Here is a 23,385-nt window from a genome sequence, read left to right as displayed (position 1 = left end):
GCCGGCGTCGCACCTCGGGCATGCGAGTCGCGATGATACGCTCGCACTAGCCGGACTATCGCGCGGATTCATCCCGCGCCAGCCGCCCTCCAGCTTTGCACCCAGGCTGCGTCATGGCTACCCGCTCGATGCTTCGAAACAGTCGCGGTGGCCTACCCCACCTCATTACACACAACTCCTGGCGGCTGATGCTCCGCAGAAAGTCGTTTACGGTCAATGACATAGCGGGTTGCCGAACAGGCGGCCGCAGCCGCACTGCCTGCCACGCGACTCGTCTATGTGGCTGACCGGGAATCGGACATCATGGCGCTGATGGTCAAAGCAAAGGAGTTGGGCCACCCGGCGGATTGGCTACTGCGCTCGCAGCACAATCGCACCTTGCCTGGCGGCGGCAAGCTGTGGGACAAAGTGACTGCGGGTGAGCCAGTGGGCAGGATTCACTTTACGCTGGCAGCCCGTCAGGCTCAGCCGGCGCGCGCGGTACGGCAGCAGGTGTGGGCGCAACGTGTCGCGTTGCCTGATGCTGCAGGCGGCGTGGTGAGTGCCACTTGCATCGTCGCCCGAGAGGTCGCCCCGCCGGCAGGCGTCAAGCCGATTGAATGGCGACTGCTGAGTAATCGCGAGGTGGACGACCTTGACGCGGCGGTGCAGCTTATTGACTGGTACCGCGCGCGCTGGGAGGTGGAACTGTTCTTTCACGTGCTGAAGAACGGCTGCCGGGTCGAAGCGCTGCAACTGGCCTCAATGGAGCGTCTCGAACGCGCGCTGGCATTGTTCATGGTGGTGGCCTGGCGCATCGCTCGGTTGATGCGACTGGGTCGAACTTGCCCGGACCTGGATGCAGGGCTGCTGTTCGAGCGGGATGAATGGCGCGCGGCATTCATTCTCAACAAAAAGAAACCGCCGAAGACGTCACCGCGTCTGAATGAGGTCGTGCGCTTGGTCGCCATGCTCGGCGGCTTCCTGGCGCGCAAAGGTGACGGGGAACCCGGAGTCAAGACCATCTGGCAAGGCCTGCAGCGAGTGATGGACTTCGCCGCCGGCCTCAAGTACGCCCGAGAACTGGGCGACTGAATTGTGTGTAATCAAATGCATCAAGGCCCGGGAGCAGAAGACAACGTCGAAGGATTCGCGCCGCCACCGACATTTGCGACGATGGAGGCGTAGGCGCCCCAATCAATAGCAGGGACCGAGCCGAGCGACTGTAGCTTGGCCAGCAGCCTAAAGAGGAAATACATCAGGCTGCCTCTCGACGAAACGATGTTCAGGCTGCCGTCGAAAACATCGAATGCGCCTGCATCGAGCGCGCATCCGCAATCGAGTTGCTCGTCCGCCGCAGAAGGTAGATTGTCCCTAAACGATTTCCCGAGCCCGTCAGACCAACTCGCCTTCGGCGCGAGTATGCCGGCGACGATGGGAAACAACGGCTTGGGCGGATAGGTGCCGCCGGCATGCGCGATTGCGACCGACGTGCGAATCAGTCGGCGCACAGACGCAGCCTTTTCGCCCGCGTAAGTCAGGTAGCTTTTGTCGATGTCTGGCTTCGCTTCGAAAACCGCATAGACCGCTTCGGCCGGAATATATCGATGGTTCTGCTGGTCCAGCAAAGTCGGCGTGAAGTGCTTATCGAAAATCACGACGTCAATCTGATGACTGCGGCCGCCCGTGCTGTCGATGACCAGACCGGACGCCACTTCGTATCGCTTCGGCAGATATGCCCGCAGCACATCTATCCAGTGGCCCTCGGTCACGTCTCCTTGCGTGCCGGGATGGGCAATCGACAGTTGCGCCTGCATCAAGCTCAGGCGAAGCTGCTCCTGAACGTTGATGAAAGAGTCTCGCATCCAGTCCGTGTCAGGCGATGTCGCGGGAGTGCTGTTCATGACTGCAGTTCTCTGAAAGGTGGAGTCGGCGCGATGGAACGGGCGATATCGAGCGCCCGCGCTTCACGGATGGGTCCGGACGGATAGGCGTCGAGCACGATTGCCGGCACCAGACGCTGCACAAGGTCCGAGTAGGTGAAGCCGTACTCCCGCTCACCTTGGGGACCCGTCAGTTCAACCACCTTGCTGAGGGCCTTTGCTGAAAGCCCCACGCCGTCAAGGCAGCGGCTCAACACGGCCAGTCGACCAACGTCGTCAGGCCGCTCAAATACAAATATCTCGGCAGCGCGTCGCTTTACGGCAGGGTCCATCGCCGCCAGGCGATTCGTGCACATGATTACGGCTGCCGGTACCTTCGCGTTCGCAAGGCGGTCAATTCCACGAATAAACGCGTTCACGCCCGCGCGGTCCTCATGGTGCATCTGGTCAGTCTCGCGGGATTGTGCGAGCGCGTCGGCCTCATCGATGAGAAGGATGACGGCGCCCCGTGCGTTGCCGCTCTGTGCTTTGCACTTGGTCGCCTCCGCGAGCGCATGTTCAAATGCGGCACTGACCAGTTGCGTCATCTCACCAACACGGCCTTGACCGCGCGATGCCAGGCTCAACGGCAACACCGTGATGTCGATGTCTTCCTGCCGAGCGACTGCGTCGCCAATCGTCTCCGCGAGTTCCGTCTTTCCCGACCCCACATCGCCCGACAAAATGATGAGTGGCGGCCGTCGATGGATGCACTCCGCTAGCCGCGCCGCGCTCGGGTGATGAGCCGCGAGCCATCGTGACAAGCCAGCCGGATGAATCAACACGCTCAGCATGTTCTTCATCCGCACAATTTTTTCATCGAGACCGACGAGCTGTGCGAGACGCTCGGCGGCGTCCGGGTCAGGCAAACTCGTCGTACGCTCGAAAAGCTGGGAAACGGATTGCGACATTACAGGCCCCTCACGCTGGAACGATTCAACGCCCGGCTACCGGACGAATACGTTTTGTCATCGTCGAAATAGTGCCCGCCTGCCACGGTCGGCTCGTCGGCCCCCGTGCGCTGCACGGGCAGCTCGGACTCGATTCGCAGCCGCGCGTCGATAGATAGCTGCCACCAGGCTGATGTCCTCACCAAATACGATGAAAACGTTGCACCAGAAATATCGGCGCCGGGCCGAACCTTCCCAGGGTCGTCGTCACCACTCGACGCTCCGAATAGTTCGCGAGCGGTATAACGAAGCGTGGGTTCAATCCATTGCCCGTTGCGCTTGAATCCGTAGAGCACCCGTTCAACGTAACCCAGTTTCAGCAGCTCCGTCAGTTCCGCCTGCAACTCTTCAATGCGCGCGTCGGATGGCGCACCGTAGAACCGCTGCATCCGTTTTAGGTCGGTCGCCACCTTGGCGGCCAGATGTCGCGCATGCGTGACGGTAAAGGTCGTCGCCTCGGTATAAGTGAATGTCGAGCTCATGGACTACACCTGAAAAGAGGAACCGAAGACCTTTTGCCAGTACCGAACCGTCAACTCCTTGGTCGGCGCCGCGAGTGCGGCGTCAATGGCATCACCCGCGTCGAGGGCTGCGTCGACAATGTCCGCCGCTTGCTGTTTCGTATAGAGGCGCGCGACGTTGTTCTTCGAATTGATGGGGTCGAAAATTTGCACGCGGTCGCTGCTCGCTGGGACCACCAACGGCGCGTAGTGGTCGTCGAAGACGATACGAGCGGCTAAGTCCGTCTGAGCCACGTAAGTGAAAAACGCCTGAAGCGCATTCGGGTAGTCCGAAAAATCCACGCCCTCGTCGCTCAGATGCGCCAGGATGAGTTCAATCATGAAGGACTTGAATCGGAACCCCTCACGCTCACGCTTCATCAAACGAGCCCAATACTTGACGAGGCGAACGACCTGCGCGTAGTGCGTCTCCTGCGCCTGCTTTCGCTTACGCGTGAATGCAAGATGCAACGGAATGCTGGTCTCCAGCAACTCGCCGTCTTCCTGGCTCACCAGTTGGCCGCGCCATTCGGGGTCGCCGGCGTACAGAATCGGCACCACGTCAACGTCCAGCCCCGAGCCTTTGAACGACACGGTGACGGAGTACGTTTGCTGCTTGACCTGGTCGGACGTGAAGTTGGGATAGGCCTTGCGCAGCCGTTCGGCAAGATACGAAATCAGGTCGCCGATTTCGTGCGGCGCGTCGTCACGGCTCACATAGACCGCGACATCGATGTCATTGAGAGTGCGCAACGCCGTGCCTTTGGCGAGGCTACCCGACAACAACATTTTCTTAAGTGAAAAGTCCGGATGGTCCCCGATGTAACCTTCCAGCCGCTCCCGTAGCCGGCGCGCCTGTGCGCGAAATTCGTCGGCCTTCTCCTTTGGCAGGTTGACCTTTTCCTGCGCAAATCGAACGATATCTTGATGGTCTACGTGAGTACGCGTCATATCACCTCGCCGAGATTGCGAAATCGCCACAAACCCGATATAACAGCACAAAATGTTCGGAGTAGCGAACATGAGGCACTATCCTCTGGACTTTCGCTTCTGTCAACCATTTTGTTCGGAGTAGCGATACAATCCGAGTCATCTAGAGGATGGATATGGCGACACGACTTTGCGACAAACTCCGGGAGTTGCGTAAGCAGCGCGGGCTGACGCTTGACCAGCTCGCGGAACGAGCCGGAATGAGCAAGAGCTACATATGGGAGCTCGAAAACCGTGAGTCACAGCGCCCATCTGCCGAAAAGCTGTCGGCGTTGGCAGATGTGCTGGGTGTCACGGTGAGCTATTTCATTGACGAGGACGTCAGCGTCCCTGGGGAAAAGCATAAGGACGAGGTCTTCTTCCGAAACTACCAGAAGCTAGACCCTACCGCGAAAGAACAGCTGCGAAAGATTCTGGAAACGTTCAAGAAAAAATGACCAGCGAGTCCTTGTCGCCTCCGAAGGAGGCCAGCAAGCTTAGTCATATTCTGGCCGCTTATGCCGCGCAAGCAGGCGAAGACCGCTTTCCAGTGGATGTCGAGCGCCTTGCACGCGGATGCGCTGACTTCTATCAGTGGAAGGACCCAATTACCGACGTCCAGGCGGCAGACATCCAACAGTTCGAAGGCGGGCTCTTCAAGGTCGACTCGGACTGGTTGCTGCTGTACAACAGCGCCCTTTCATCCAAAGGACGCATTCGGTTCACGCAGGCTCACGAGCTGGGGCATTACATTCTGCACCGGTCAACGACAGACTCGTTTCAGTGCACCGAGCAGGACATGCTGAACTGGTCCAAGAATGAGCAAGACATCGAAGCGCAGGCTGACCGGTTCGCCTCCTACCTGCTCATGCCGCTCACGGATTTTCGACAGCAAATCGGACAGACCGTCGACCTGGATGTGTTGAGCCACTGCGCGGCCCGGTACGGCGTTTCACTGACTGCGGCCGTCCTCAAATGGTTGGACTACACGGACGAAAAGGCAGTCGTACTGCTGTCGTCTGACGGATTCGTTCATTGGGCATCGTCGAGCGAACCTGCGTTCCGAGCGGGCGCTTTTTTCCGGACTCGCGGAACTCCAGTGGCGGTGCCAGCAGGGTCACTCACGGCAGACCAGACCGTACCGCATTCTCGCGACGGCCGCCTTCTACCCGCACGTACGTGGTTCGACCATGCCGAGCCAACGATGTCGGTCCGAGAAATGAAAATCACCTCGACAGCCCACAATCGCGTGCTTACTCTATTGGTGCTGCCCAGGCTGGCGGATGTTTGGCCACCTCGTGCCGGCTACGAACCTGTGCCAAGATAAGAAAAAAGGTATGCGCCAATGCTGGCGCATACCCTTTATTCATTGGCGGGGGAGTCTGCTCTCACCTAGCCGTAATTAGCGAACGTCCTTACTTCCCTCAGTGGTCTGCCGTCATTAACCCCCAGAGACTTGACGCCATTGCACTTGCTTTTCAGGCGAAATCTAACTTTCATTTTCCGTTCCTCTTCTTAGTCGAATAAACAACTGAGAACTCGATGTCAAACATCGAGACGAGGGCAGCCAACATCAGCAGACCACCTGGGAAGTCTCCGGACATCCCACCCAAAGACAGCAGAGCAGGTAAGACTTAAGTTGGCGATATCGTATCAGACGCGACTCCTATCTTCCAAATCTGCGCTGCTACACTGCCACCCCTCTCGGCAGCTCGGCCTCTCAGGCCGTCATCGCGATTTCGGACCATGCGTCCCAGGCGGGTCCGGTTGTGGAAAATCGATGGGCAACCTGCATCCCGCTCAAACAGTCCTTTCCGCTAGAGAGTCGCGCGAGCTGGACCGATAAGCGTACCGGTTGGACGCCACCGCAAAAGCGGAGAGTGCAAAATCTGGGTTTTTGTTATACTCCCAGAATGCGACAGAACACCCTTTGGACTCAAGCCCAACTATCAGCCTTCGCGACGACGGACGAGACGCCAGCGGCTGCGTCGTATGAAGAGCTACCTCTTCATACGCGGAGCCCGAAAGATGCGCTCTCTCACTTGAACTCGCTGGATTGGGGATTCACTGACGACGATACGCGCTTCCTAGGTCATGACCTGCACCCCTACCCGGCCAAGTTCATACCGCAACTGCCTGGTACGTTCATTTCGTTGCTTAGTTCGCGCGGGGAGTTAGTATTCGACCCATTCGGAGGCAGCGGGACAACGGCCCTAGAGGCTATCCGCCTCGGCCGACGCGCGGTCAGCGTTGACGCCAATCCCGTCGCCGCGCTTATCGGTCGCGTAAAGACTGCGCGAGTGTCGGCGGACGTCACGGCCGAGCTTCACTTGCTGCACGGGGCCTTGCGTGCACTCCTTGAGTCATTGCCCTCCGACGCAGCAGAACTAATGGCGGCGTACGGGGCTCACGCGCCAACAATCGCGAATCGTGAAAAATGGTTCGCTGACTCGGCCTTCGGCGAGCTTTCCCATATCCGCTATCGGATTTCTCAGCTTGAAAGTGAATCAGCACAGGACATCGCAAAGCTAGCGTTGTCACGTACAGTACTGTCTGCTTCATTTCAAGATTCCGAGACGCGATACAAGAGCGTACCCCGCGTAGTACCCATCGGTGAAACGACCAAGCGCTATGTGAAGGAATTCGAGACTGTAATGAAGTCCGTGGCCCGGAACGCGGCAGCGACCCGCTATGGGGTATCTCGTTTTCTCACGGGCGACGTCCGCAACATCTCTTCAAATGAGATTCCGGATGGCTCAGTGGACTTGGTCGTTACGTCGCCACCTTATGGGAATGCCACGGACTACCACCTGTACCACCGTTTTCGCTTGCTTTGGCTGGGCTTCGACCCTGTCGCATTGGGCAAGGTCGAAATTGGTTCGCACCTGAAGCATCAGCGGGAATCAAGCGGATTCGAAAGTTACTTCGCAGATATGCGGCTGGCACTGGACAACATCCGCCGGGTACTGAAAAGCGGACGCTATGCCGCGTTGGTAATCGGCGACTCTGTCTATAACGGGGAGACGTACGCAACAGCCAGCCTCCTCGCTGACGAAGCCGATGACCATGGATTCGACACAAGCTGTGTCATTGAGCGTCCAGTGCATAAGACGAGGCGGTCGTTCACCCCTGCGGGGCGAAGGGCCGCAACCGAAAGTCTGCTGATTCTTCGAAAGAGAGCCAAGAGGACGCTCGTTACCTTGGAACCACCTCCCTACAAGCCATGGCCGTATGAGCTGAAATTGCGCGAACGGGAAAGTGGACCGGTGAAACTCGGGGAGTTGGCTGACGCGGGCGTCGCCTCGATTCAAAAGCAAGCTGACGTTGGCGACTTGATTCGCTGCCGTTCTCTAGTGTTCACCCATCAAATCCGCTTTCCGAATGGTCATGGAGAGCCGACCTGGCAAGCGATTTTGGAGAATGGCGCAGCGGTCAACCCGAGCGCACGCAAAGACCCGAAATATGTAACGCACGGTATTCACGCTTACAAAGGGAAGTTCTACCCACAGCTGGCTAAGGGTCTTATTAACCAGTTGTCGCTGCCGCACGGGGCAACCATCCTCGACCCATTCTGCGGGAGCGGGACTACGCTGCTTGAGGGGCATCTGAATGGTTACGCAACCTATGGCTGTGACCTCAATCCTCTAGCCGCACAGATAGCGCGGGCAAAGACGTCGATTCTCGACGTCGACCCCGACGTGCTAACAGATGTGGTGGCAAGCGTCGTGGAAACGATAGATGCCGCTTCATCCCGTTTGCCTTCCAGCTTAGACCAATTCAATCCGGAGTGTCTCGACGAAATCGGCCGATGGTTTGCTGCACCTGTCAGCCGGAAGCTTAACTGGCTATTGAAAGTAATTCGCTCTGGCAGCAGCGGTGCCGTGCGTGACTTCCTTCAGGTTGTTCTAAGCAGCATAATTCGCGAAGTGTCCCAGCAAGAGCCAACGGACCTTCGGATACGTTACCGTAAGGTTTTGCTAGACGATGCGGACGTGTTCGGTCTATTCAAGGAGCAACTCGCCCTACAGTTCGCGCGCGTCGAGAAGTTCTGGAAGGTCCGAGGTTATGCGCCCAATCCGTTTTTCCGCTCTCACGCAATCGCCGGCGATAACCGCCTGAAAACTACCTACGACACACTTGGGCTTTCCAACGAGACTGTAGACCTGGTTCTAACAAGCCCGCCATACGCAATGGCGTTGCCCTATATTGATACGGACCGTCTGTCGCTGCTATCGCTGTTTGGACTGAGCGGAAGTGAGCGACGCCCACTCGAACAGGCACTCATTGGAAGCCGTGAACTCAATACAACGAGCAAACGACAACTCGAGACAGAGTTTCTCAAGAAGGATAGTCTACCTCGCGAGTGCCTGGAGTTTGTTCGGCACCTGCATGGCGCCATTGCGCGGTCGTCTGATTCCGGGTTCCGTAAACAGAACATGCCGGCACTCGTACACCGGTTCCTTAAAGACATGGACTCCGTGTTTTCGCAACTTCACAGGCTCTGCAAACCAAATGCCGAAGCCATGGTCGTCATCGGCGATAGTAAGATGAACATCGACGGCGACGACATACGCATTCCGTCGACGGACCTCGTGGAGACAATCGCACTAACGCACGGTTTCACGGCCGTCGAGCGCATCGACATTTCGGTCACGACCGAAAACCTAGTGCATATCAAGAACGCTATCACTGAGAACGTCGTGCTTCGGTTTCGCAAATAAAATCACGAGAATCCGAATAGGCGGGGAGAGCGTCCGGTAGCGGGCGGGCAATAGGACTTCCATTCTGCGTGCTCTGGCGTGCCTGCTATCGCCAACGCGCAGTCGTAGGTGTACGGCTGATTTTCGCCGCGAGTAATCCGGATGAAGTCGCCTGCCTTCGCCCACCCCACTAACGCGCCAGAGTAAAACCTAAAGTCCGAACTGTTCTGGTAGAAGTACATGCGAACGCCGTTAATTACTTCTTTGGCGGCGTCGCTGATTGAGCGTACGCGCCACACTGGCTTCCAATTGAAGTAGACACGCTCTTCCCCTCCGGCACCTTCGCCCTTTCGGGGATTGACAGACCTGACGTAGTTGTCGGGCCAGCCCCAAAAATCTTGCGCTGCACTAACGGCTTCTAGTGGTATCCGCTGCTCGCCCGGAATCTCGCTAGATTTACCCTCGGTGGCGGTAAGTTCGAGATAAAAGGCCGTAGGCGCGATTTGCGCCAGCGGCGTGAGGCTAACGAATTCCGGCTGGGTTTCAGGAACTGGAAGCGCCACGGAACTCCCTGGAGCGGCCGCCTTCTTGCTCTTCCTTTCCTCAGCTCTTCGAATCCGCTGCGCAGTGGCCTTTGCTTCCTTGAGCTCATCAATCTGGCTACGCACAGCGGCAATTACGACCTGTTGAACTTCGAGAGGAAGCTGAGGCGGGCCGGCTGTGGGCTCGAATCCATATAAGCTCGCCCCTTCGTCCTGCGGGGTGCCAGCTCCTCGCGCGAGCCTACGGCCCTGCCGAATCTCTACTTCACTCGGGATTTCATTCCGCGCGACCAGCCATTGCAAGTATCCATTGTCCAAAATCCGACCAATCGGGGCACCAGGTTCAATAAACTTGCTCAATTGATTCTTGGCCGTAGCAAACTCTGCGGCGTCGTCGGGAAGGCTGTAACTTACCTGCACTGCCCCTTCGTAGTTCCTGTATAAGCCACCTTCGGTCAGATTGTTTGACCCGAGGAAGATTTCCCCTGCAGTTGGTGCCTCCACCAGATAGAGCTTCGGGTGAAAAGTCACTCCGCTTTTCCGATTCTTGAACACGAAGACTTCGAAAGGCCAACGGGAAAGTTCTTGTAGAACCTCCTTGCTGGTTCCACCCATATCGACGCCGACGACGACCCGGACGGCCGTTCCGCCAGTGTGAAGCTCATGCAGGCGGCGTTTGAGACGAAGGACTGCCTGCCGAGAGGCGAATGCGGAAACGAGTACTACCCGCGTAGGGCTTACGGCGCTGGCAAGGGCTGCTTCGAGCAGGTTTCCAAGCTGCTGAGCCGGTTGGGCAATGAAATCGATACGCATTTGTGTTTATTGACGATTTAACAGCTGCGAGCTTGAAATTGGCTGGCCTTTTGCTTCGAGCCGAAAGGATATCTCAAACGCTGTCCACTGGGACTTCACCACATCTCACGCCTTCCCACGCCCAATGCCGTTGGATTCTAAAAGTGCCATCTGCGATGAGAGTCTCATCCGAGAGTGGCAGTGCAATTACGGTTGCACGATATCGATCGTCGGCCTGCCCGATCTCGAAGTCCGCGAAAGCCGCGAGCGCGTGCGCGCCGCGCTGCAGAACTGCGGATTCGAGTTCCCCGTCAGGCGCATCACCGTCAATCTCGCGCCGGCCGACCTGCCGAAGGAGTCGGGCCGCTTCGACTTGCCGATCGCGCTCGGCATCCTCGCCGCGAACGGGCAGATCCCGGCCGACGCGCTGGCCGGCCGCGAATTCGCGGGCGAGCTGTCGCTGACCGGCGCGCTGCGGCCGATGCGCGGCGCGTTCGCGATGGCGTGCGGCGCGGCACGCGACTGGCGCGCGGGTGAAACCGGATCGGGTGCCGGTTCCGGCGCGCAGCCCGTCGCGATGTCCGGCCCGGCGGCCGCGTCGCGCCCGCCGGAGCTGTACCTGCCGCTCGACAGCGCCGCCGAGGCCGCGCTCGTGCCGGGCGTCACGGTGTTCGGCGCGCCCGACCTGCCCGCGCTGTGCGCGCACCTCGCCGGTGCGCCGGACGCGCGGCTCGCGCCGGTCGCGGCGCCCTGCCTCGACGGCGTGCCGGCGCCGGCCGCAGCCGATCTCGCGGACGTCGTCGGCCAGCGCGGCGCCCGGCGCGCGCTCGAGGTGGCCGCCGCGGGCGGGCACCACATGCTGATGATCGGGCCGCCCGGCGCCGGCAAGTCGATGCTGGCCGCGCGGCTGCCGGGCCTCCTGCCGCCGCTGACCGACGACGAGGCGCTGACGTCGGCCGCGCTCCTGTCCGCGAGCCGCATCGGCTTCTCGCCCGCGCAGTGGCGGCGGCGGCCATTCCGCGCGCCGCACCATTCGTCGAGCGCCGCCGCGCTGGTCGGCGGCCGCAACCCGCCGCAGCCGGGCGAGATCACGCTCGCGCACCTCGGCGTGCTGTTTCTCGACGAGCTGCCCGAATTCGACCGGCACGTGCTGGAGATGCTGCGCGAACCGCTCGAAGCCGGCCGCATCACGATCTCGCGTGCGGCGCAGCAGGCTGATTTCCCCGCCGCGTGCCAGCTGATCGCCGCGATGAATCCGTGTCCGTGCGGCTGGCACGGCGATCCGTCCGGGCGCTGCCGCTGCTCGCCGGACGTCGCCACGCGTTACCTGCGCAAGCTGTCGGGGCCCCTGCTCGACCGGATCGATATCCAGATCGACCTGCCCGCACTGTCGCCTGCCGAACTCGCGTCGCGCGCGACGGCGCCTGGCGAGCCGAGCGCCGCGGTCGCCGCGCGGGTCGCGCAGGCGCGTGCGCTGCAGCTCGACCGGCAGGGCAAGACGAATCACATGCTGAGCGGCCGCGAGACCGACGACCTGTGCCGCCCGACCGACGATGGCGAGCGGCTGCTGCGCGAGGCGGGCGAGCGCTTCGGCTGGTCGGCGCGCGCGTATTTCCGCGTGCTGAAGGTCGCGCGGACGATCGCCGACCTGGCCGGCGACCCGTTGCCGACGGCCGCGCAGATCGCCGAGGCGATCCGCTACCGGCGCGCGCTCACGGCGCTGTGAACGCCATTGGAGGACAAAACACGGCTGTCAAGACTTGACTTATGCACAATTTCGCGAATCCGGCCCCGGATATCCGCGCGCGAACGCCTGTTCATCGAGAAATTCGTATCCCGTTGTTTTGATTGATTTTTCCAAAATGGCATGCACGCTATCAAATGTCCCGGAAGGCCGTCCGGCATGGCTTTGCGCGAGATTCGGCCAACTTTTCAACAAAGTTATCCACATGCGCTGTGGATAGCCGAAAAATCCCCGCAAAATCCGGCGATTAGCGTCGAAAGCTGCGAATGAACTTTCAGTTGTCACCGAATGTCTGAGCGGCCCTCGCCGGCCGGTGTCAGTCGAGTTTGAACGAGCCGAAAAACTGGTCGAGCTGTTCCTGCGCGAGCGGCCCGTCGGCGATCACGACGGCCTGGTACGCATGCCGGCCGCGCGCCACGAGCCGCGCGACGATCGTCTTGTGCGCGTGGTCGCCGCCGCTGGCCGCGCCCGCGACACGCAGCTCGAGCCCGTTTACCGCGCCGCCGGCCGCGAGCGGCACCGGCACCGAGCCCGTCTGCGGCGCGCCTTCGAGATTGCGCGACAGCCCGGCGCGCAGGAACTCGAGCGCGGCGCGGCGCGTGTCGTCGCGGTCGTCGGGCAGCGTCAGCGTGCCGACCGCGAACACCGCGCCGTCGACGTGCGCGGCCTGCATCCGCATCGGCATCGACGCGCCGCCGACCGCCACCGGCTGGTTCTCGACGGTCGGCTTCGCCGGCAGGTCGATCGTGTAGCCGGCGTCGTTGTGCAGCGTACGCCAGTCATATGACGGCGAGCAGGCGGCCAGCGCCGCGCTCACGCACGCGAGCGCGGCGAAGTGTCGCAGCGAGCGAAAAAGGGGGCGCGACGAATCAATGACTTCCTTCAGCATGGCAGTGACGGGGACAGGCAAAAGTGCTCATTATCCGCCGAAGCCGACACCCGGGATGTGTGGCGGCCGCCGGTGCATGCGGCGCATTCGCGCTAAAATGAGCGTCGAATTTCGACGTCCTTCGCATCGATCCGCGTCATCGACCGACTCCGAGAGCACCGCAGATGAACACCACGCCTCCCGCCCAGCGCCGCACCGGCCCCGCCCGCTATATCGTGGCGGCCGTCGTCGTCGCGGCCATCGCCGTTGCCGGCTTCTTCGCGTTCAACGGCAAGTCCACCGCGCCGGACGCCACGTTCACGCTGCTGTCGGGCCAGAAGGTGTCGACGGCCGGCGACCTGAAGGGCAAGGTCTACCTCGTCAATTTCTGGGCGACGAGCTGCGCGACCTGCATGCAGGAAATGCCGCAGATGGTCGATACCTACAATCGCTTCAAGGGTCAGGGGCTGGAATTCGTCGCGGTCGCGATGAACTACGACCCGCCGATGTACGTCGCGAACTATGCGCAGACGCGCCAGCTGCCGTTCAAGGTCGCGCTCGACGACGGCAGCGTCGCGAAGCAGTTCGGCAACGTGCAGCTCACGCCGACGACCTTCGTCGTCGACAAGAACGGCAAGATCCTGAAGCGCTACGTCGGGGCACCGCAATTCGCGGAACTCGACGCGCTGCTCAAGAAGGCGCTCGACAGCAACGCGGCCTGAGCGCCGCCTAAGCGCCGCACGACAAGACTCGCAGGGACGCACGCCGCGCCCTGCTCCGCACGACGGACCGCACGACCGGCCAGCCCGGTTCCGCGGTCCGTCTCGTTTTCAGCGCTCGGTTTCGCCTTTCGCCGACAGCCCGTAGCGCTTCATCTTCTCGTACAGCGTCGCCTTGCCGACATGCAGCCGGTCGGCCGTCGCGGCGACCGCGCCGCCCGTCTGGTTCAGCGCCTCGGCGATCACCGCGCGTTCGAACTGCTCGATGCGCTCCTTCAGCGTCTGGTCGTTCTCGGCATCGTCGCCGGTCGCGCCGGCTTCCTGCGGCATGTCGGCGACGCCGAGCACGAAGCGGTCGGCCGCGTTGCGCAGCTCGCGCACGTTGCCGGGCCAGTCGCGCTGCATCAGGCTCGCGCGCTGCCGGTCGGTCAGCACCGGGGCCGGCCGCCCGTAGCGCACGGCCGCGTCGAGCATGAAGTGCTCGAACAGCGGCACGATGTCCTCGCGGCGCTCGGCGAGCGGCGGCAGCGCGATCGTCACGACGTTGAGCCGGTACAACAGGTCGCGCCGGAACGTGCCGGCCGCGACGAGCTCGCTCATGTCGCCCTTCGCGGCCGCGACGATGCGGCAGTTCACGCGGATCGGCTGGTTCGAGCCGAGCCGCTCCAGTACGCCGTCCTGCAGCACGCGCAAGAGCTTCACCTGCAGCGCGAGCGGCATGCTTTCGATTTCGTCGAGGAACAGCGTGCCGCCGGATGCATATTCGAGCTTGCCGACGCGGCGCTTCGCGGCGCCGGTGAACGCGCCGGGCTCGTAGCCGAACATCTCCGACTCGAACATCTGCTCGGGCAGCGCGCCGCAGTTCACCGCGATGAACGGCTTGTCGCGACGCGGCGACAGCTCGTGCAGGCTGCGCGCGATCAGCTCCTTGCCGGCACCCGTGTCGCCGTTGATCAGCACCGATGCGTCGGTGGGCGCGACGTTCGCGATCAGCTTGCGCACCTGCTCGATCGCCGGGCTGCGGCCGATGATGCGCGGCGCGACGATGCCCTGCCCGGCCAGCTCGCGCCGCAGCGCATGGTTCTCGAGCACGAGCTCGCGTCGCTCGAGCGCGCGGCGCACCGTCTCGATCAGCCGCTCGGCCGCAAACGGCTTTTCGATGAAGTCGTACGCGCCGTCGCGCATTGCCTGCACGGCCATCGAGATGTCGCCGTGGCCGGTGACGAGGATCACCGGCACGTCGGGCACGCGCTCGCGGCACTGCGCGAGCAGGTCGAGCCCGCTCGCGCCGGGCAGCCGGATGTCGCTGACGATCACGCCGGCGGTTTCCGCGACGATCGCCTTGTCGGCCGCCTCGGCCGATTCGAACCCGACGACGTCGAAGCCCGCGAGCTGCAGGCTCTGCACGCTCGCCCGGCGAACGAGCGCATCGTCTTCGATATAGATTACTTGCAGCCGGTTAGCCATCGTAGTCACTTGCTCCTGACAGGCCGCGCGGCGGGGGCGCGCGCGGCTCTCGTTGATGCCGGTCGTGCGCCGACCGGGTCCGGGCCTAATGCGAGCCCGTCGGCTCGGACACGGAGTCCGGATGATGCGTGCGCGCACGCCGCAGCGTCAAGACGAACAGCGCGCCGCCGGACGGCGCGTTGCGCGCGGTCAGCGCGCCGCCCGCGTCGCTCGCGATCGACGACGAGATCGCAAGACCGAGCCCGAGCCCGCGCCCCATTTCCTTCGTCGTGAAGAACGGTTCGAACAAACGCGGCAGCAAGTCGGGCGCGATGCCTGAGCCGTTGTCGCGCACCTCGACCGCAAGCGTCGCGGCCGACACCGCGATCGTCACGTCGATCGCCGGTGCCGCGACGCCCGCGACCGCGTCGAGCGCGTTGCCGAGCAGGTTGATCAGCACCTGTTCGAGGCGCAGGTCCTCGCACCGGGCAACGAGTTCCGGATAATCGCGCGCGAGGTCGAGCGGCGCATCCTGCGCGGGCGACACGGTCGAATCCCGCAGCGTCAGCGTGAGCGCGACGCCGCGCAGCCGGTCGCCGAGCAGCGACAGCACGCTGCGCAGCGCGCGCACGACGAGCGCCTGCTCGTTGCGCGGCTTCGCGCGGCCGACGAACAGCTTCAGCTGGTTGGTGATCTTGCCCATCCGCTCGGTCAGCGCGGCGATCGCCTCGAGGTTCTCGCGCGCGGCCGCCTGCTCGCCGCGATCGAGCAGCACGCGCGTGTTGTCCGAGAAGCTGCGCAACGCCGCGAGCGGCTGGTTCAGTTCATGCGTGATGCCGGCCGCCATCTGGCCGAGCGCGGCGAGCTTGCTCGCCTGGATCAGTTCATCGTGCGCGGCGCGCAATTCCTGTTCCGCGCGAATCCGGTCGCCGACTTCCTTCTGCAATTGCGTGTTCGCTTCCGACAGGTCGGCCGTGCGTTCCTCGACGCGCCGGTTCAGCTCCGCATACGCCTGCTGCAGCAGCGCACGGCCGCGGATCATCTCGCGCACGCGTGCGCGGCGCATGCGCCAGTAGAACGCGAGCAACGCGACCGACACGAAGCCGAAGCCGGTGACGATCGTCGCATTGCGCGCGTCGGCGTCGATGGGCGCGATCGGCGCGAGCGTGACGAGCAGCCAGTCCGGCTCGCCGATCCGCCGCTTGCTGGCGAGGAAGCGCGGCGCGCGCAGGCCGGGACCGAGCCGCACGATCTCCGCATCGGCGCCGAGCACCTGCTCGACGCGCAGCGGCAGCGGCGTGACGGGCTGCTGCGCGTACTGGCGCGTCTCGTAGATCGACGCGGCGACGGGCCCCGTCAGCGGATGCAGCGTGTGGTACTTCCATGCGGGCACGGACGACAGGAACACGACGCCGTGATCGTCCGCGACGACGAGCGGCTCGGACGCATCGGCGCCCTGGAACCATTCGAGATTGAGCTTCACGACGACGACGCCCGCGATCCTGCCGCCGCGCCACACCGGCTGCGAAATGTAGTAGCCGGGATCGCGCGAGATCGTGCCGATCGCGAAGAAGCGGCCGACCCGGCCGTTCATCGCGTCGATGAAATACGGACGAAACTGGTATCCGATCCCGACGAAGCTGTCGGGCGCGCGCCAGTTGCTGGCGGCGACGCACAGACCGTCCGCGCCGATCACGTAGGTGACGGTCGCGTGTGCGTGTTCGTTGAGGTCTTCGAGATAGCGGTTCGCGCGCGCGGTGAAATCGGCGCGCTTCGGCTCGGCGAGCAGGTCCAGCACGTACGGATGGCTGCCCAGCAGATAGGGCAGCGATTCGTAGCGATCGAGCGTGCTCTTGAGCGCGTTGGTGGTGCGGTCGACGCGCACCGCGGCGTTGCGCTGCAGCTCGGCGACGCCGCGCTGCCACGTGACGGTCCACGTCAGCGCGCAGGCCGCCGCGAGCGCGGCGGCAAGCACGACGAGGATGAGCAGGCGGCGCTTCACGGACGTGGCTTCCTGGCGATGCGGATCGCCTATTGTGTCATAGGGCTCCGCATCACTGCCCCAGCCGCCCCGGCCGCCGCGCGGCGCGCCGCCTGCGGGCGGTGCCGCCGCCTGCTCCTTCATGATGTCAGACGCCGGCCGTCTCGGTCGCCTTGACCTCGCCGCCGCCCTTCAGCGCCTGGCGCAGCTGGTTGCGGTCGAGCTCCTTCTCCCACGCCGACACGACGACGGTTGCGACACCGTTACCGACGATGTTGGTCAGCGCGCGGCATTCGCTCATGAAGCGGTCGATGCCGAGGATCAGCACCATGCCCGACAGCGGGATCGTCGGCACGACGGCGAGCGTCGCGGCGAGCGTGATGAAGCCCGCGCCGGTGACGCCGCTCGCGCCCTTCGACGTCAGCATCGCGACCGCGAGCAGCGTGAGCTGCTGCATCCACGTCAGTTCGATGTTGGTCGCCTGCGCGATGAACAGCACGGCCATCGTCATGTAGATGTTGGTGCCGTCGAGGTTGAACGAGTACCCGGTCGGCACGACGAGGCCGACGACCGACCGCGAGCAGCCGGCCTTCTCGAGCTTTTCCATCAGCTGCGGCAGCGCGGCTTCCGACGAGCTCGTGCCGAGCACGATCAGCAGCTCTTCCTTGATGTACGACACGAAGCGGATGATCGAGAAGCCCGTGGCGCGCGCGATCGCGCCGAGCACGACCAGCACGAACACGACCGACGTCAGGTAGAACGTGCCGATCAGCTTGAGCAGCGGCACCAGCGAGCCGACGCCGTACTTGCCGATCGTGAACGCCATCGCGCCGAACGCGCCGATCGGCGCCAGCTTCGTGACGATGTGCACGATGCCGAACAGCACGCGCGTGAGGCCGTCGATGAAGTCGGTGACGACCTTGCCGCGCTCGCCGAGGTGCGCGAGCACACTGCCGAACAACAGCGCGATCAGCAGGATCTGCAGGATTTCGCCCTGCGCGAACGCATCGACCATCGTGTTCGGGATGATGTGCATCAGGAAGTCGACCGTCGACTGCCCGTGCGCCTTCGCCGCGTACGATGCGACGGCCTTGCCGTCGAGCGTCGCCGGATCGATGTTGAAGCCGACGCCCGGACGCAGGATGTGCGTGGCCGCGAGGCCGAGCAGCAGCGCGAAGGTCGACACGACCTCGAAGTACAGCAGCGCCTTGCCGCCGACGCGGCCGACCTTCTTCATGTCCTCCATGCCGGCGATGCCGGTGACGACCGTACAGAAGATGATCGGGCCGATCACCATCTTGATCAACTTGATGAAGCCGTCACCGAGCGGTTTCATGTCGGTGGCGAGCGCCGGATAGAAGTGGCCGAGGATCACGCCGACGATGATGGCGAAGATCACCTGCACATAGAGCACTTTGTAGAAGGGTTTCTTCTTCACGATGGTTCCTGCTGAAGTAGATGAGCCGGTGGAAACGGCGTCACGCGCGCGGACGAATGTCACAGGGGAAGATTCACTCGCCCGCGCGGCTGCCGTGCCGCAACAAGCGATGCCTCAGGACGTCCGGAGGGGATGGAAGGCAGTGGTCATCGATTGTCTCCTTGGTTTAATAGTCAGGCCGGGGGGATGGCCGTGCTTTTCATATCGCAAGGTCGATGCCAGGTTTCCGGAACCCCTCAAGCCGTTGTTTTCATTGTATTTCTCATAATACGGCAGGCAAGGAAATCCGGAATTCCGGATTTCCGGAAAATTTCCGTCCGGCGATCCGGACGGATTTGCCCATTCGTCGAACGAATCAGTGCTGCACGGCGCGACTGGCCAGCACGCCCGTCTGCGCATAGAACTCCTGCTGCGCGAACGCGTCGCGCTCGCGACGCGCGCGCTCGCCGCGGTCCGCGAGCGAGCCGACGACGATCCCGATGAACGCGAGCGGCACCGACACGAGCGCCGGGTTGTCGAGGAATACCGGCGCGTGCGCGTGGTGCAGCACGTCGACCCACACCGACTTCGACAGCACCGTGAGCGCGACCGCCGACGCGAGGCCGAGGCCGCCGCCGAGCACCGCGCCGCGCGTCGTCATCCCGCGCCAGAAGATCGACATCGCGAGCACCGGGAAATTCGCGCTGGCGGCCACCGCCGCGACGAGGCCGACCATGAACGCGACGTTCACGTGCTCGAACAGGATCGACAGCGCGATCGCGATCGCCGACAAGCCGATCGTCGCCGCACGCGAGATGCGCATCTCCAGCCGCTCGTCGGGCTTGCCGCGCGCCCACATCTGCGCATACAGGTCGTGCGAGATCGTGGTCGCGCCGGCGAGCGTCAGCCCGGCGACCACCGCGAGGATCGTCGCGAACGTGACGGCCGCGATGAAGCCGTAGAACCAGTTGCCGCCGACCGCCTGCGCAAGCTTCACCGCGACCATGTTCGATCCGCCGAGCAGGTCGTGCGTCAGGTTGAAGGTGCCGTTCGCGCCGAGCCGGAAGAATTCCGGATGCTGCGCGAGCAGCACGATCGCGGAAAAGCCGATCACGAAGGTCAGCAAATAGAAATAGCCGATGAAGCCCGTCGCGTAGAGCACCGACTTGCGCGCCTCCTTCGCGTTCGGCACCGTGAAGAAGCGCATCAGGATGTGCGGGAAGCCGGCCGTGCCGAACATCAGCGCGATGCCGAGCGACAGCGCGTTGGCCGGATCGCGGATCAGCTTGCCGGGCCCCATGATCGACAGCGCGCCCGGATGCACGGCCACCGCGCGGCGGAACATCGCGTCGACGCTGAAGCCGAATTCGGCGAGCGCGAGCAGGACGAGCAGCGTCGCGCCGCACAGCAGCAGCACGGCCTTGATCACCTGCACCCAGGTCGTCGCGGTCATCCCGCCGAAGAATACGTAGACGACCATCAGCACGCCGACGATCAGCTCCGCCGTGCCGTACGACAGCCCGAACAGCAGCTGGATCAGCTTGCCCGCGCCGACCATCTGCACGACCAGGTAGAGCACGACGATCGTCAGCGCGTTCGCGGACGTCAGCAGCCGGATCGGCCGCTGCGCGAAGCGATACGCGACGACGTCGACGAACGTGAACTTGCCGAGGTTGCGCAGCGGCTCGGCGATCAGGAACATCACGAACGGCCAGCCGACCAGAAAGCCGATCGAGTAGATCAGCCCGTCGAAGCCGAACATGAACACCATCCCCGACAACCCGAGGAACGACGCGGCCGACATGTAGTCGCCCGCGATCGCGAGCCCGTTCTGCAGCCCGGTAATGCCGCCGCCGGCCGTGTAGAAGTCGCGCGTCGAGCGCGTGCGGCGCGCGGCCCAGCGCGTGAGCGCGAGCGTCGCGAACACGAACGCGAAGAACATCGCGATCGCGACCGGGTTCAGCTCGACCTTGTCGGGCATCGGGCCCGCGACGGAAGTCGCATGGGCGGCGGAGGAAACGAGAACGGCCAGCGCGCCGAGCGCGCTCGAGATACGTCGCATGTCGGCCTCCATCACGAACGCTGCAGGATCGCGTCGACGCGGCGGTCGAACGCACGGTTCGCGCGCAGCACGTAGCACGCGGTCAGGCCGATCGCGACCAGGATGATCGCGACGCCCGCGGCGATCCCGACCGTGGTCGTCGCACCGCGGTACAGCGGCGCGGCCAGCACGTGCGGCGCGAGCGCGACGAGCAGGATGAAGCCGTAGTAGGTCGCGATCATCAGCGCCGTCAGCGTGAAGCTGAAGCGGCGCCGCGCACGCACGAGCTGCTGGTAGTCACGGCGCGCCGTGACCGATTCGATGACGGAAAGCTCCATGGTGTCTCCAATATCGTCTCGTCGTCTCGCGAGAGCGGTCTTGTGGATGGTCGGCGCGTCGACTTCCCGCCCGCGCCGCGGCGGCAAAAACGATCTACACGATGCGGTCCGCACGCAGCACCGCCACTTCCTCCGCCGACAGTCCGAGCCAGCTGCCGAGCACGTCGTCCGTATCGGCGCCGAGCACCGGCGGCGCACCGCGCACCGGCAGGCGCGCGCCGTCGAAGCGGTACGGCGGCGCGAGCACGTCGACGCCGCCCGCGACCGGATGCGGCTGCCGCGTGACGAGCCCCGCGCGGGTCGCGCGCTCCGACGTCAGCGCGTCGTGCAGCCCGAGCACTTCACCGCACGGAATGCCCGCGCCGGAGAGCGCCGCGAGCAGCATCGCGCGCGGCCGGCACGCGAGTTCGCGGCGGATCTGCGGCAGCAGTTCGGCGCGATTCTCGGAGCGGCCGAGGTTGGTCCTGTAGCGTTCGTCCGCGGCGAGGTCGGGCCGCTCGATCGCGTCGCAGAAACGCACGAACTGCGTGTTGTTGCCGACCGTGATCACGAGCGGGCCGTCGGCCGCATCGAACACGCCGTACGGCACGATCGACGGATGCGCGTTGCCGTAGCGCGGCGGGTCCTCGCCCATCAGCAGCGCGTCGAGCCCGTAGTACGCGGTGATCATCAGCCCGCAGTCGAACAGCGCCATCTCGATGCGCCGTCCGCGCCCCGTCGCATGGCGCTCGTACAGCGCGGCGAGGATCGCCTGCGCCGAATACATGCCGGTGAACAGGTCGACCGCCGCGACGCCGAACTTCAGCGGCGGCTGGCCGGCCTCGCCATTCAGCGCCATCAGCCCCGCCTCGCCCTGCACGACGAGGTCGTAGCCGGGCCGCGCGGCCTCCGGGCCCGAGCGGTCGTAGCCGGAGATCGCGCAATGCACGAGCCGCGGATTCAGCTCGGCCAGCGTGTCGTAGCCGAGCCCGAGCTTCTCCGCGCCGCCGAACTTGAAGTTGTGGATCAGCACGTCGGCCTGCGCGGCCAGCTCGCGCGCGATGCGCTGCCCTTCCCCGGTCTGCAGGTCGACGCAGATCGACCGCTTGCTGCGATTCACGCTGTTGAAGTAGGTCGTCTCGGTCTCGCCGATCCGCAGCCCCCAGTCGCGCGTGTCGTCGCCGCGCGCCGGATGCTCGACCTTGATCACGTCCGCGCCGAAATCGGCGAGCACCATCGCGCTCCACGGGCCTGCGAGCACGCGCGAGAAATCGAGCACCTTCACGCCGGCCAGCGGCAACGCGCGCGGTTCGTTCGTCATCCTTGTCTCCTCCATTCGCGTGGTCCGCCTCTACTGCTTCGACAGCGCGATATAGCGCGCGAGATGGTGATCCTCGTCGCCGAGCTGGTGATCGATCATCACGAGCCGCTTCGCGTAATGCGACAGCGGCAGCTCCCACGTCATCCCGATCCCGCCGTGCAGCTGGATGCTTTCCTCGGCGACCAGCGTGCCGATCCGGCCGACGCTGTACTTGGCCGCCGCGAGCGCGCGCTCGCGCACCGCACGCGGCGCCTCGAGCTGCGCGGCCGCGTTGATCACCGCCGAGCGTGCCTGCTCGACTTCGAGCAGCACATCGGCCATCCGGTGCTGCAGCGCCTGGAAGCTGCCGATCGGCACGCCGAACTGCTTGCGCGTGCGCAGGTACTCGAGCGTCGCCTCCTTCGCGACGTCCATCGCGCCGAGCGCCTCCGCCGACAGCGCGAGCAGCCCGTAGCCGAGCACGCGTTCGAGCAGCGCCGCACCGGCGTCTCCGCCGTGCTCGCCGAGCACGGCATCGGCCGGCAACGCGACGCGCTGGAAGCGCACCTCGGCCGCGCGGCCGCCGTCGATCTTCCGGTAGTCGCGCAGCGACACGCCCGGCGCGTCGGCCGGCACGACGAACAGTGCGATGCCGGCCGCGTCGTCGTCGTGACCGGACACGCGCGCGCTGACGACGAAGAACGCCGCCTGCGCGGCCTGGTCGACGACGCCCTTCGCGCCCGTCAGCACCCAGCCGTCGCCGGGCCGCTCGGCGCGCGTGCGCACGGTCGTCAGTTCGTAGTGCGAGCCCGGCTCGTCGTGCGCGAACGCGGCGCTCGCGCTGCCGTCGATCAGCGCGGCCAGCCGCTCGCGATGCGCCGCGCCGCCGGCGAGCGCCAGCGCGCGGCCCGCGAGCAGCGCGCCGAGGAACGGCTCGACGACGAGCCCGCGCCCGAGGCATTCGAACACCACGGCGATGTCGAAGCCCGCACCGCCGAAGCCGCCGTCGGCTTCGGCAAACAGCGCGCCGATCGCGCCGAGCCCGGCGAAGCGCTGCCACATCGTGCGATCGAATCCGTCGGCCGACTGCGCGATGCGGTCGCGCACCGGGAACGCGTACTGTTCGGCGATGAAGCGGTTCAACGTGTCCGCCAGCATCCGGCGGTCTTCTGTGAGCTGGAAATCCATCGTCGCGTCC

18 protein-coding genes and 1 pseudogene are annotated in these 23,385 nt (G+C 64.0%); 6 read left to right on the top strand and 13 right to left on the bottom strand.

What is annotated here, in order from left to right:
* Positions 1 to 225: 225 nt before the first annotated feature.
* A pseudogene (locus tag DIE22_RS16195) lies at positions 226 to 1,074 on the top strand (IS4 family transposase); the annotation flags it as partial.
* A gap of 20 nt (positions 1,075 to 1,094) precedes the next feature.
* On the opposite strand, the gene DIE22_RS16190 reads toward DIE22_RS16195, so the two are convergent.
* From DIE22_RS16190 to DIE22_RS16175, 4 genes are read right to left on the bottom strand one after another with little or no spacing between them, the layout of a single operon-like run.
* The gene (locus tag DIE22_RS16190) at positions 1,095 to 1,883 is read right to left on the bottom strand and encodes a DUF6602 domain-containing protein (protein ID WP_124605499.1); all 789 of its coding nucleotides are present in this window, start codon (positions 1,881 to 1,883) and stop codon (positions 1,095 to 1,097) included.
* Positions 1,880 to 2,812, bottom strand: coding sequence for an AAA family ATPase (locus DIE22_RS16185; protein ID WP_124605498.1), 933 nt, complete (start codon positions 2,810 to 2,812; stop codon positions 1,880 to 1,882). The genes DIE22_RS16190 and DIE22_RS16185 overlap by 4 nt, the downstream gene beginning before the upstream one ends.
* Positions 2,812 to 3,333: a hypothetical protein gene (locus tag DIE22_RS16180; protein ID WP_124605497.1), complete on the bottom strand. Its 522-nt coding sequence runs from the start codon at positions 3,331 to 3,333 to the stop codon at positions 2,812 to 2,814. Before DIE22_RS16180 ends, DIE22_RS16185 begins: the two co-directional genes overlap by 1 nt.
* A gap of 3 nt (positions 3,334 to 3,336) precedes the next feature.
* On the bottom strand, positions 3,337 to 4,374 hold the full coding sequence (locus DIE22_RS16175) for a CBASS oligonucleotide cyclase (protein ID WP_260426681.1): 1,038 nt from the start codon (positions 4,372 to 4,374) through the stop codon (positions 3,337 to 3,339).
* A gap of 83 nt (positions 4,375 to 4,457) precedes the next feature.
* Here DIE22_RS16175 and DIE22_RS16170 point away from each other — a divergent pair, with 83 nt between their 5' ends.
* The 3 genes from DIE22_RS16170 to DIE22_RS16160 all read left to right on the top strand — a co-directional run bounded on the left by DIE22_RS16170 (position 4,458) and on the right by DIE22_RS16160 (position 9,041).
* Complete coding sequence (locus DIE22_RS16170) at positions 4,458 to 4,778, top strand: helix-turn-helix domain-containing protein (RefSeq protein ID WP_124605496.1); 321 nt, start codon at positions 4,458 to 4,460, stop codon at positions 4,776 to 4,778.
* On the top strand, positions 4,775 to 5,647 hold the full coding sequence (locus DIE22_RS16165; RefSeq protein ID WP_124605495.1) for an ImmA/IrrE family metallo-endopeptidase: 873 nt from the start codon (positions 4,775 to 4,777) through the stop codon (positions 5,645 to 5,647). The genes DIE22_RS16170 and DIE22_RS16165 overlap by 4 nt, the downstream gene beginning before the upstream one ends.
* A gap of 715 nt (positions 5,648 to 6,362) precedes the next feature.
* A complete protein-coding gene (locus tag DIE22_RS16160; RefSeq protein WP_185640622.1) occupies positions 6,363 to 9,041 on the top strand; it encodes a DNA methyltransferase in 2,679 nt (892 codons plus the stop codon).
* Positions 9,042 to 9,043: 2 nt separating this feature from the next.
* Here DIE22_RS16160 and DIE22_RS16155 read toward each other — a convergent pair whose 3' ends face one another.
* Positions 9,044 to 10,375, bottom strand: a complete 1,332-nt coding sequence (locus tag DIE22_RS16155) for a phospholipase D-like domain-containing protein (protein WP_124605493.1) — start codon at positions 10,373 to 10,375, stop codon at positions 9,044 to 9,046.
* 148 nt (positions 10,376 to 10,523) lie between these two features.
* Between DIE22_RS16155 and DIE22_RS16150 the strand changes: the two genes are divergently transcribed.
* Positions 10,524 to 12,080, top strand: a complete 1,557-nt coding sequence (locus DIE22_RS16150; protein ID WP_311767739.1) for a YifB family Mg chelatase-like AAA ATPase — start codon at positions 10,524 to 10,526, stop codon at positions 12,078 to 12,080.
* 334 nt (positions 12,081 to 12,414) lie between these two features.
* Here the strand turns inward: DIE22_RS16150 and DIE22_RS16140 are convergent, their stop codons facing one another.
* Positions 12,415 to 12,987: a hypothetical protein gene (locus DIE22_RS16140; protein ID WP_124496674.1), complete on the bottom strand. Its 573-nt coding sequence runs from the start codon at positions 12,985 to 12,987 to the stop codon at positions 12,415 to 12,417.
* A gap of 164 nt (positions 12,988 to 13,151) precedes the next feature.
* On the opposite strand from DIE22_RS16140, the gene DIE22_RS16135 reads away from it, so the two are divergent.
* Complete coding sequence (locus DIE22_RS16135; RefSeq protein WP_124496672.1) at positions 13,152 to 13,688, top strand: peroxiredoxin; 537 nt, start codon at positions 13,152 to 13,154, stop codon at positions 13,686 to 13,688.
* Positions 13,689 to 13,796: 108 nt separating this feature from the next.
* On the opposite strand, the gene DIE22_RS16130 is transcribed toward DIE22_RS16135, so the two are convergent.
* The 7 genes from DIE22_RS16130 to DIE22_RS16100 form a co-directional block, all read right to left on the bottom strand.
* Positions 13,797 to 15,152 carry a sigma-54 dependent transcriptional regulator gene (locus DIE22_RS16130; protein WP_124605492.1) on the bottom strand — a complete coding sequence of 452 codons (1,356 nt, stop codon included), beginning with the start codon at positions 15,150 to 15,152 and terminating at the stop codon, positions 13,797 to 13,799.
* A gap of 85 nt (positions 15,153 to 15,237) precedes the next feature.
* Complete coding sequence (locus DIE22_RS16125; RefSeq protein WP_124605491.1) at positions 15,238 to 17,256, bottom strand: ATP-binding protein; 2,019 nt, start codon at positions 17,254 to 17,256, stop codon at positions 15,238 to 15,240.
* A gap of 4 nt (positions 17,257 to 17,260) precedes the next feature.
* Positions 17,261 to 18,550, bottom strand: a complete 1,290-nt coding sequence (locus DIE22_RS16120) for a dicarboxylate/amino acid:cation symporter (protein WP_124496668.1) — start codon at positions 18,548 to 18,550, stop codon at positions 17,261 to 17,263.
* A 355-nt stretch (positions 18,551 to 18,905) separates the two neighbouring features.
* The gene (locus DIE22_RS16115; RefSeq protein ID WP_124605490.1) at positions 18,906 to 20,591 is read right to left on the bottom strand and encodes a cation acetate symporter; all 1,686 of its coding nucleotides are present in this window, start codon (positions 20,589 to 20,591) and stop codon (positions 18,906 to 18,908) included.
* 11 nt (positions 20,592 to 20,602) lie between these two features.
* Entirely contained in the window at positions 20,603 to 20,908 is a 306-nt protein-coding gene (locus DIE22_RS16110; RefSeq protein WP_014895931.1) for a DUF485 domain-containing protein, read from the bottom strand.
* A gap of 94 nt (positions 20,909 to 21,002) precedes the next feature.
* On the bottom strand, positions 21,003 to 22,208 hold the full coding sequence (locus DIE22_RS16105) for a CaiB/BaiF CoA-transferase family protein (protein ID WP_124605489.1): 1,206 nt from the start codon (positions 22,206 to 22,208) through the stop codon (positions 21,003 to 21,005).
* Between the two features lie 30 nt (positions 22,209 to 22,238).
* Complete coding sequence (locus DIE22_RS16100) at positions 22,239 to 23,375, bottom strand: acyl-CoA dehydrogenase family protein (RefSeq protein ID WP_124605488.1); 1,137 nt, start codon at positions 23,373 to 23,375, stop codon at positions 22,239 to 22,241.
* Positions 23,376 to 23,385 lie beyond the last annotated feature (10 nt).

Source organism: Burkholderia sp. Bp9142 (genome assembly GCF_003853415.1).
Taxonomy (GTDB): domain Bacteria; phylum Pseudomonadota; class Gammaproteobacteria; order Burkholderiales; family Burkholderiaceae; genus Burkholderia.
Note: the sequence above shows the minus strand (reverse complement) of the source record. Positions and strands in the feature narration are given on the sequence as shown.

Coding starts and splice junctions, on each gene's coding strand:
- DIE22_RS16110 (WP_014895931.1), bottom strand. CDS start 20,908: ATGGAGCTTTCCGTCATCGAATCGGTCACGGCGCGCCGTGACTACCAG.
- DIE22_RS16115 (WP_124605490.1), bottom strand. CDS start 20,591: ATGCGACGTATCTCGAGCGCGCTCGGCGCGCTGGCCGTTCTCGTTTCC.
- DIE22_RS16130 (WP_124605492.1), bottom strand. CDS start 15,152: ATGGCTAACCGGCTGCAAGTAATCTATATCGAAGACGATGCGCTCGTT.
- DIE22_RS16190 (WP_124605499.1), bottom strand. CDS start 1,883: ATGAACAGCACTCCCGCGACATCGCCTGACACGGACTGGATGCGAGAC.
- DIE22_RS16170 (WP_124605496.1), top strand. CDS start 4,458: ATGGCGACACGACTTTGCGACAAACTCCGGGAGTTGCGTAAGCAGCGC.
- DIE22_RS16125 (WP_124605491.1), bottom strand. CDS start 17,256: ATGAAGGAGCAGGCGGCGGCACCGCCCGCAGGCGGCGCGCCGCGCGGC.
- DIE22_RS16100 (WP_124605488.1), bottom strand. CDS start 23,375: ATGGATTTCCAGCTCACAGAAGACCGCCGGATGCTGGCGGACACGTTG.
- DIE22_RS16135 (WP_124496672.1), top strand. CDS start 13,152: ATGAACACCACGCCTCCCGCCCAGCGCCGCACCGGCCCCGCCCGCTAT.
- DIE22_RS16105 (WP_124605489.1), bottom strand. CDS start 22,208: ATGACGAACGAACCGCGCGCGTTGCCGCTGGCCGGCGTGAAGGTGCTC.
- DIE22_RS16140 (WP_124496674.1), bottom strand. CDS start 12,987: ATGCTGAAGGAAGTCATTGATTCGTCGCGCCCCCTTTTTCGCTCGCTG.
- DIE22_RS16180 (WP_124605497.1), bottom strand. CDS start 3,333: ATGAGCTCGACATTCACTTATACCGAGGCGACGACCTTTACCGTCACG.
- DIE22_RS16155 (WP_124605493.1), bottom strand. CDS start 10,375: ATGCGTATCGATTTCATTGCCCAACCGGCTCAGCAGCTTGGAAACCTG.
- DIE22_RS16175 (WP_260426681.1), bottom strand. CDS start 4,374: ATGTTCGCTACTCCGAACATTTTGTGCTGTTATATCGGGTTTGTGGCG.
- DIE22_RS16185 (WP_124605498.1), bottom strand. CDS start 2,812: ATGTCGCAATCCGTTTCCCAGCTTTTCGAGCGTACGACGAGTTTGCCT.
- DIE22_RS16165 (WP_124605495.1), top strand. CDS start 4,775: ATGACCAGCGAGTCCTTGTCGCCTCCGAAGGAGGCCAGCAAGCTTAGT.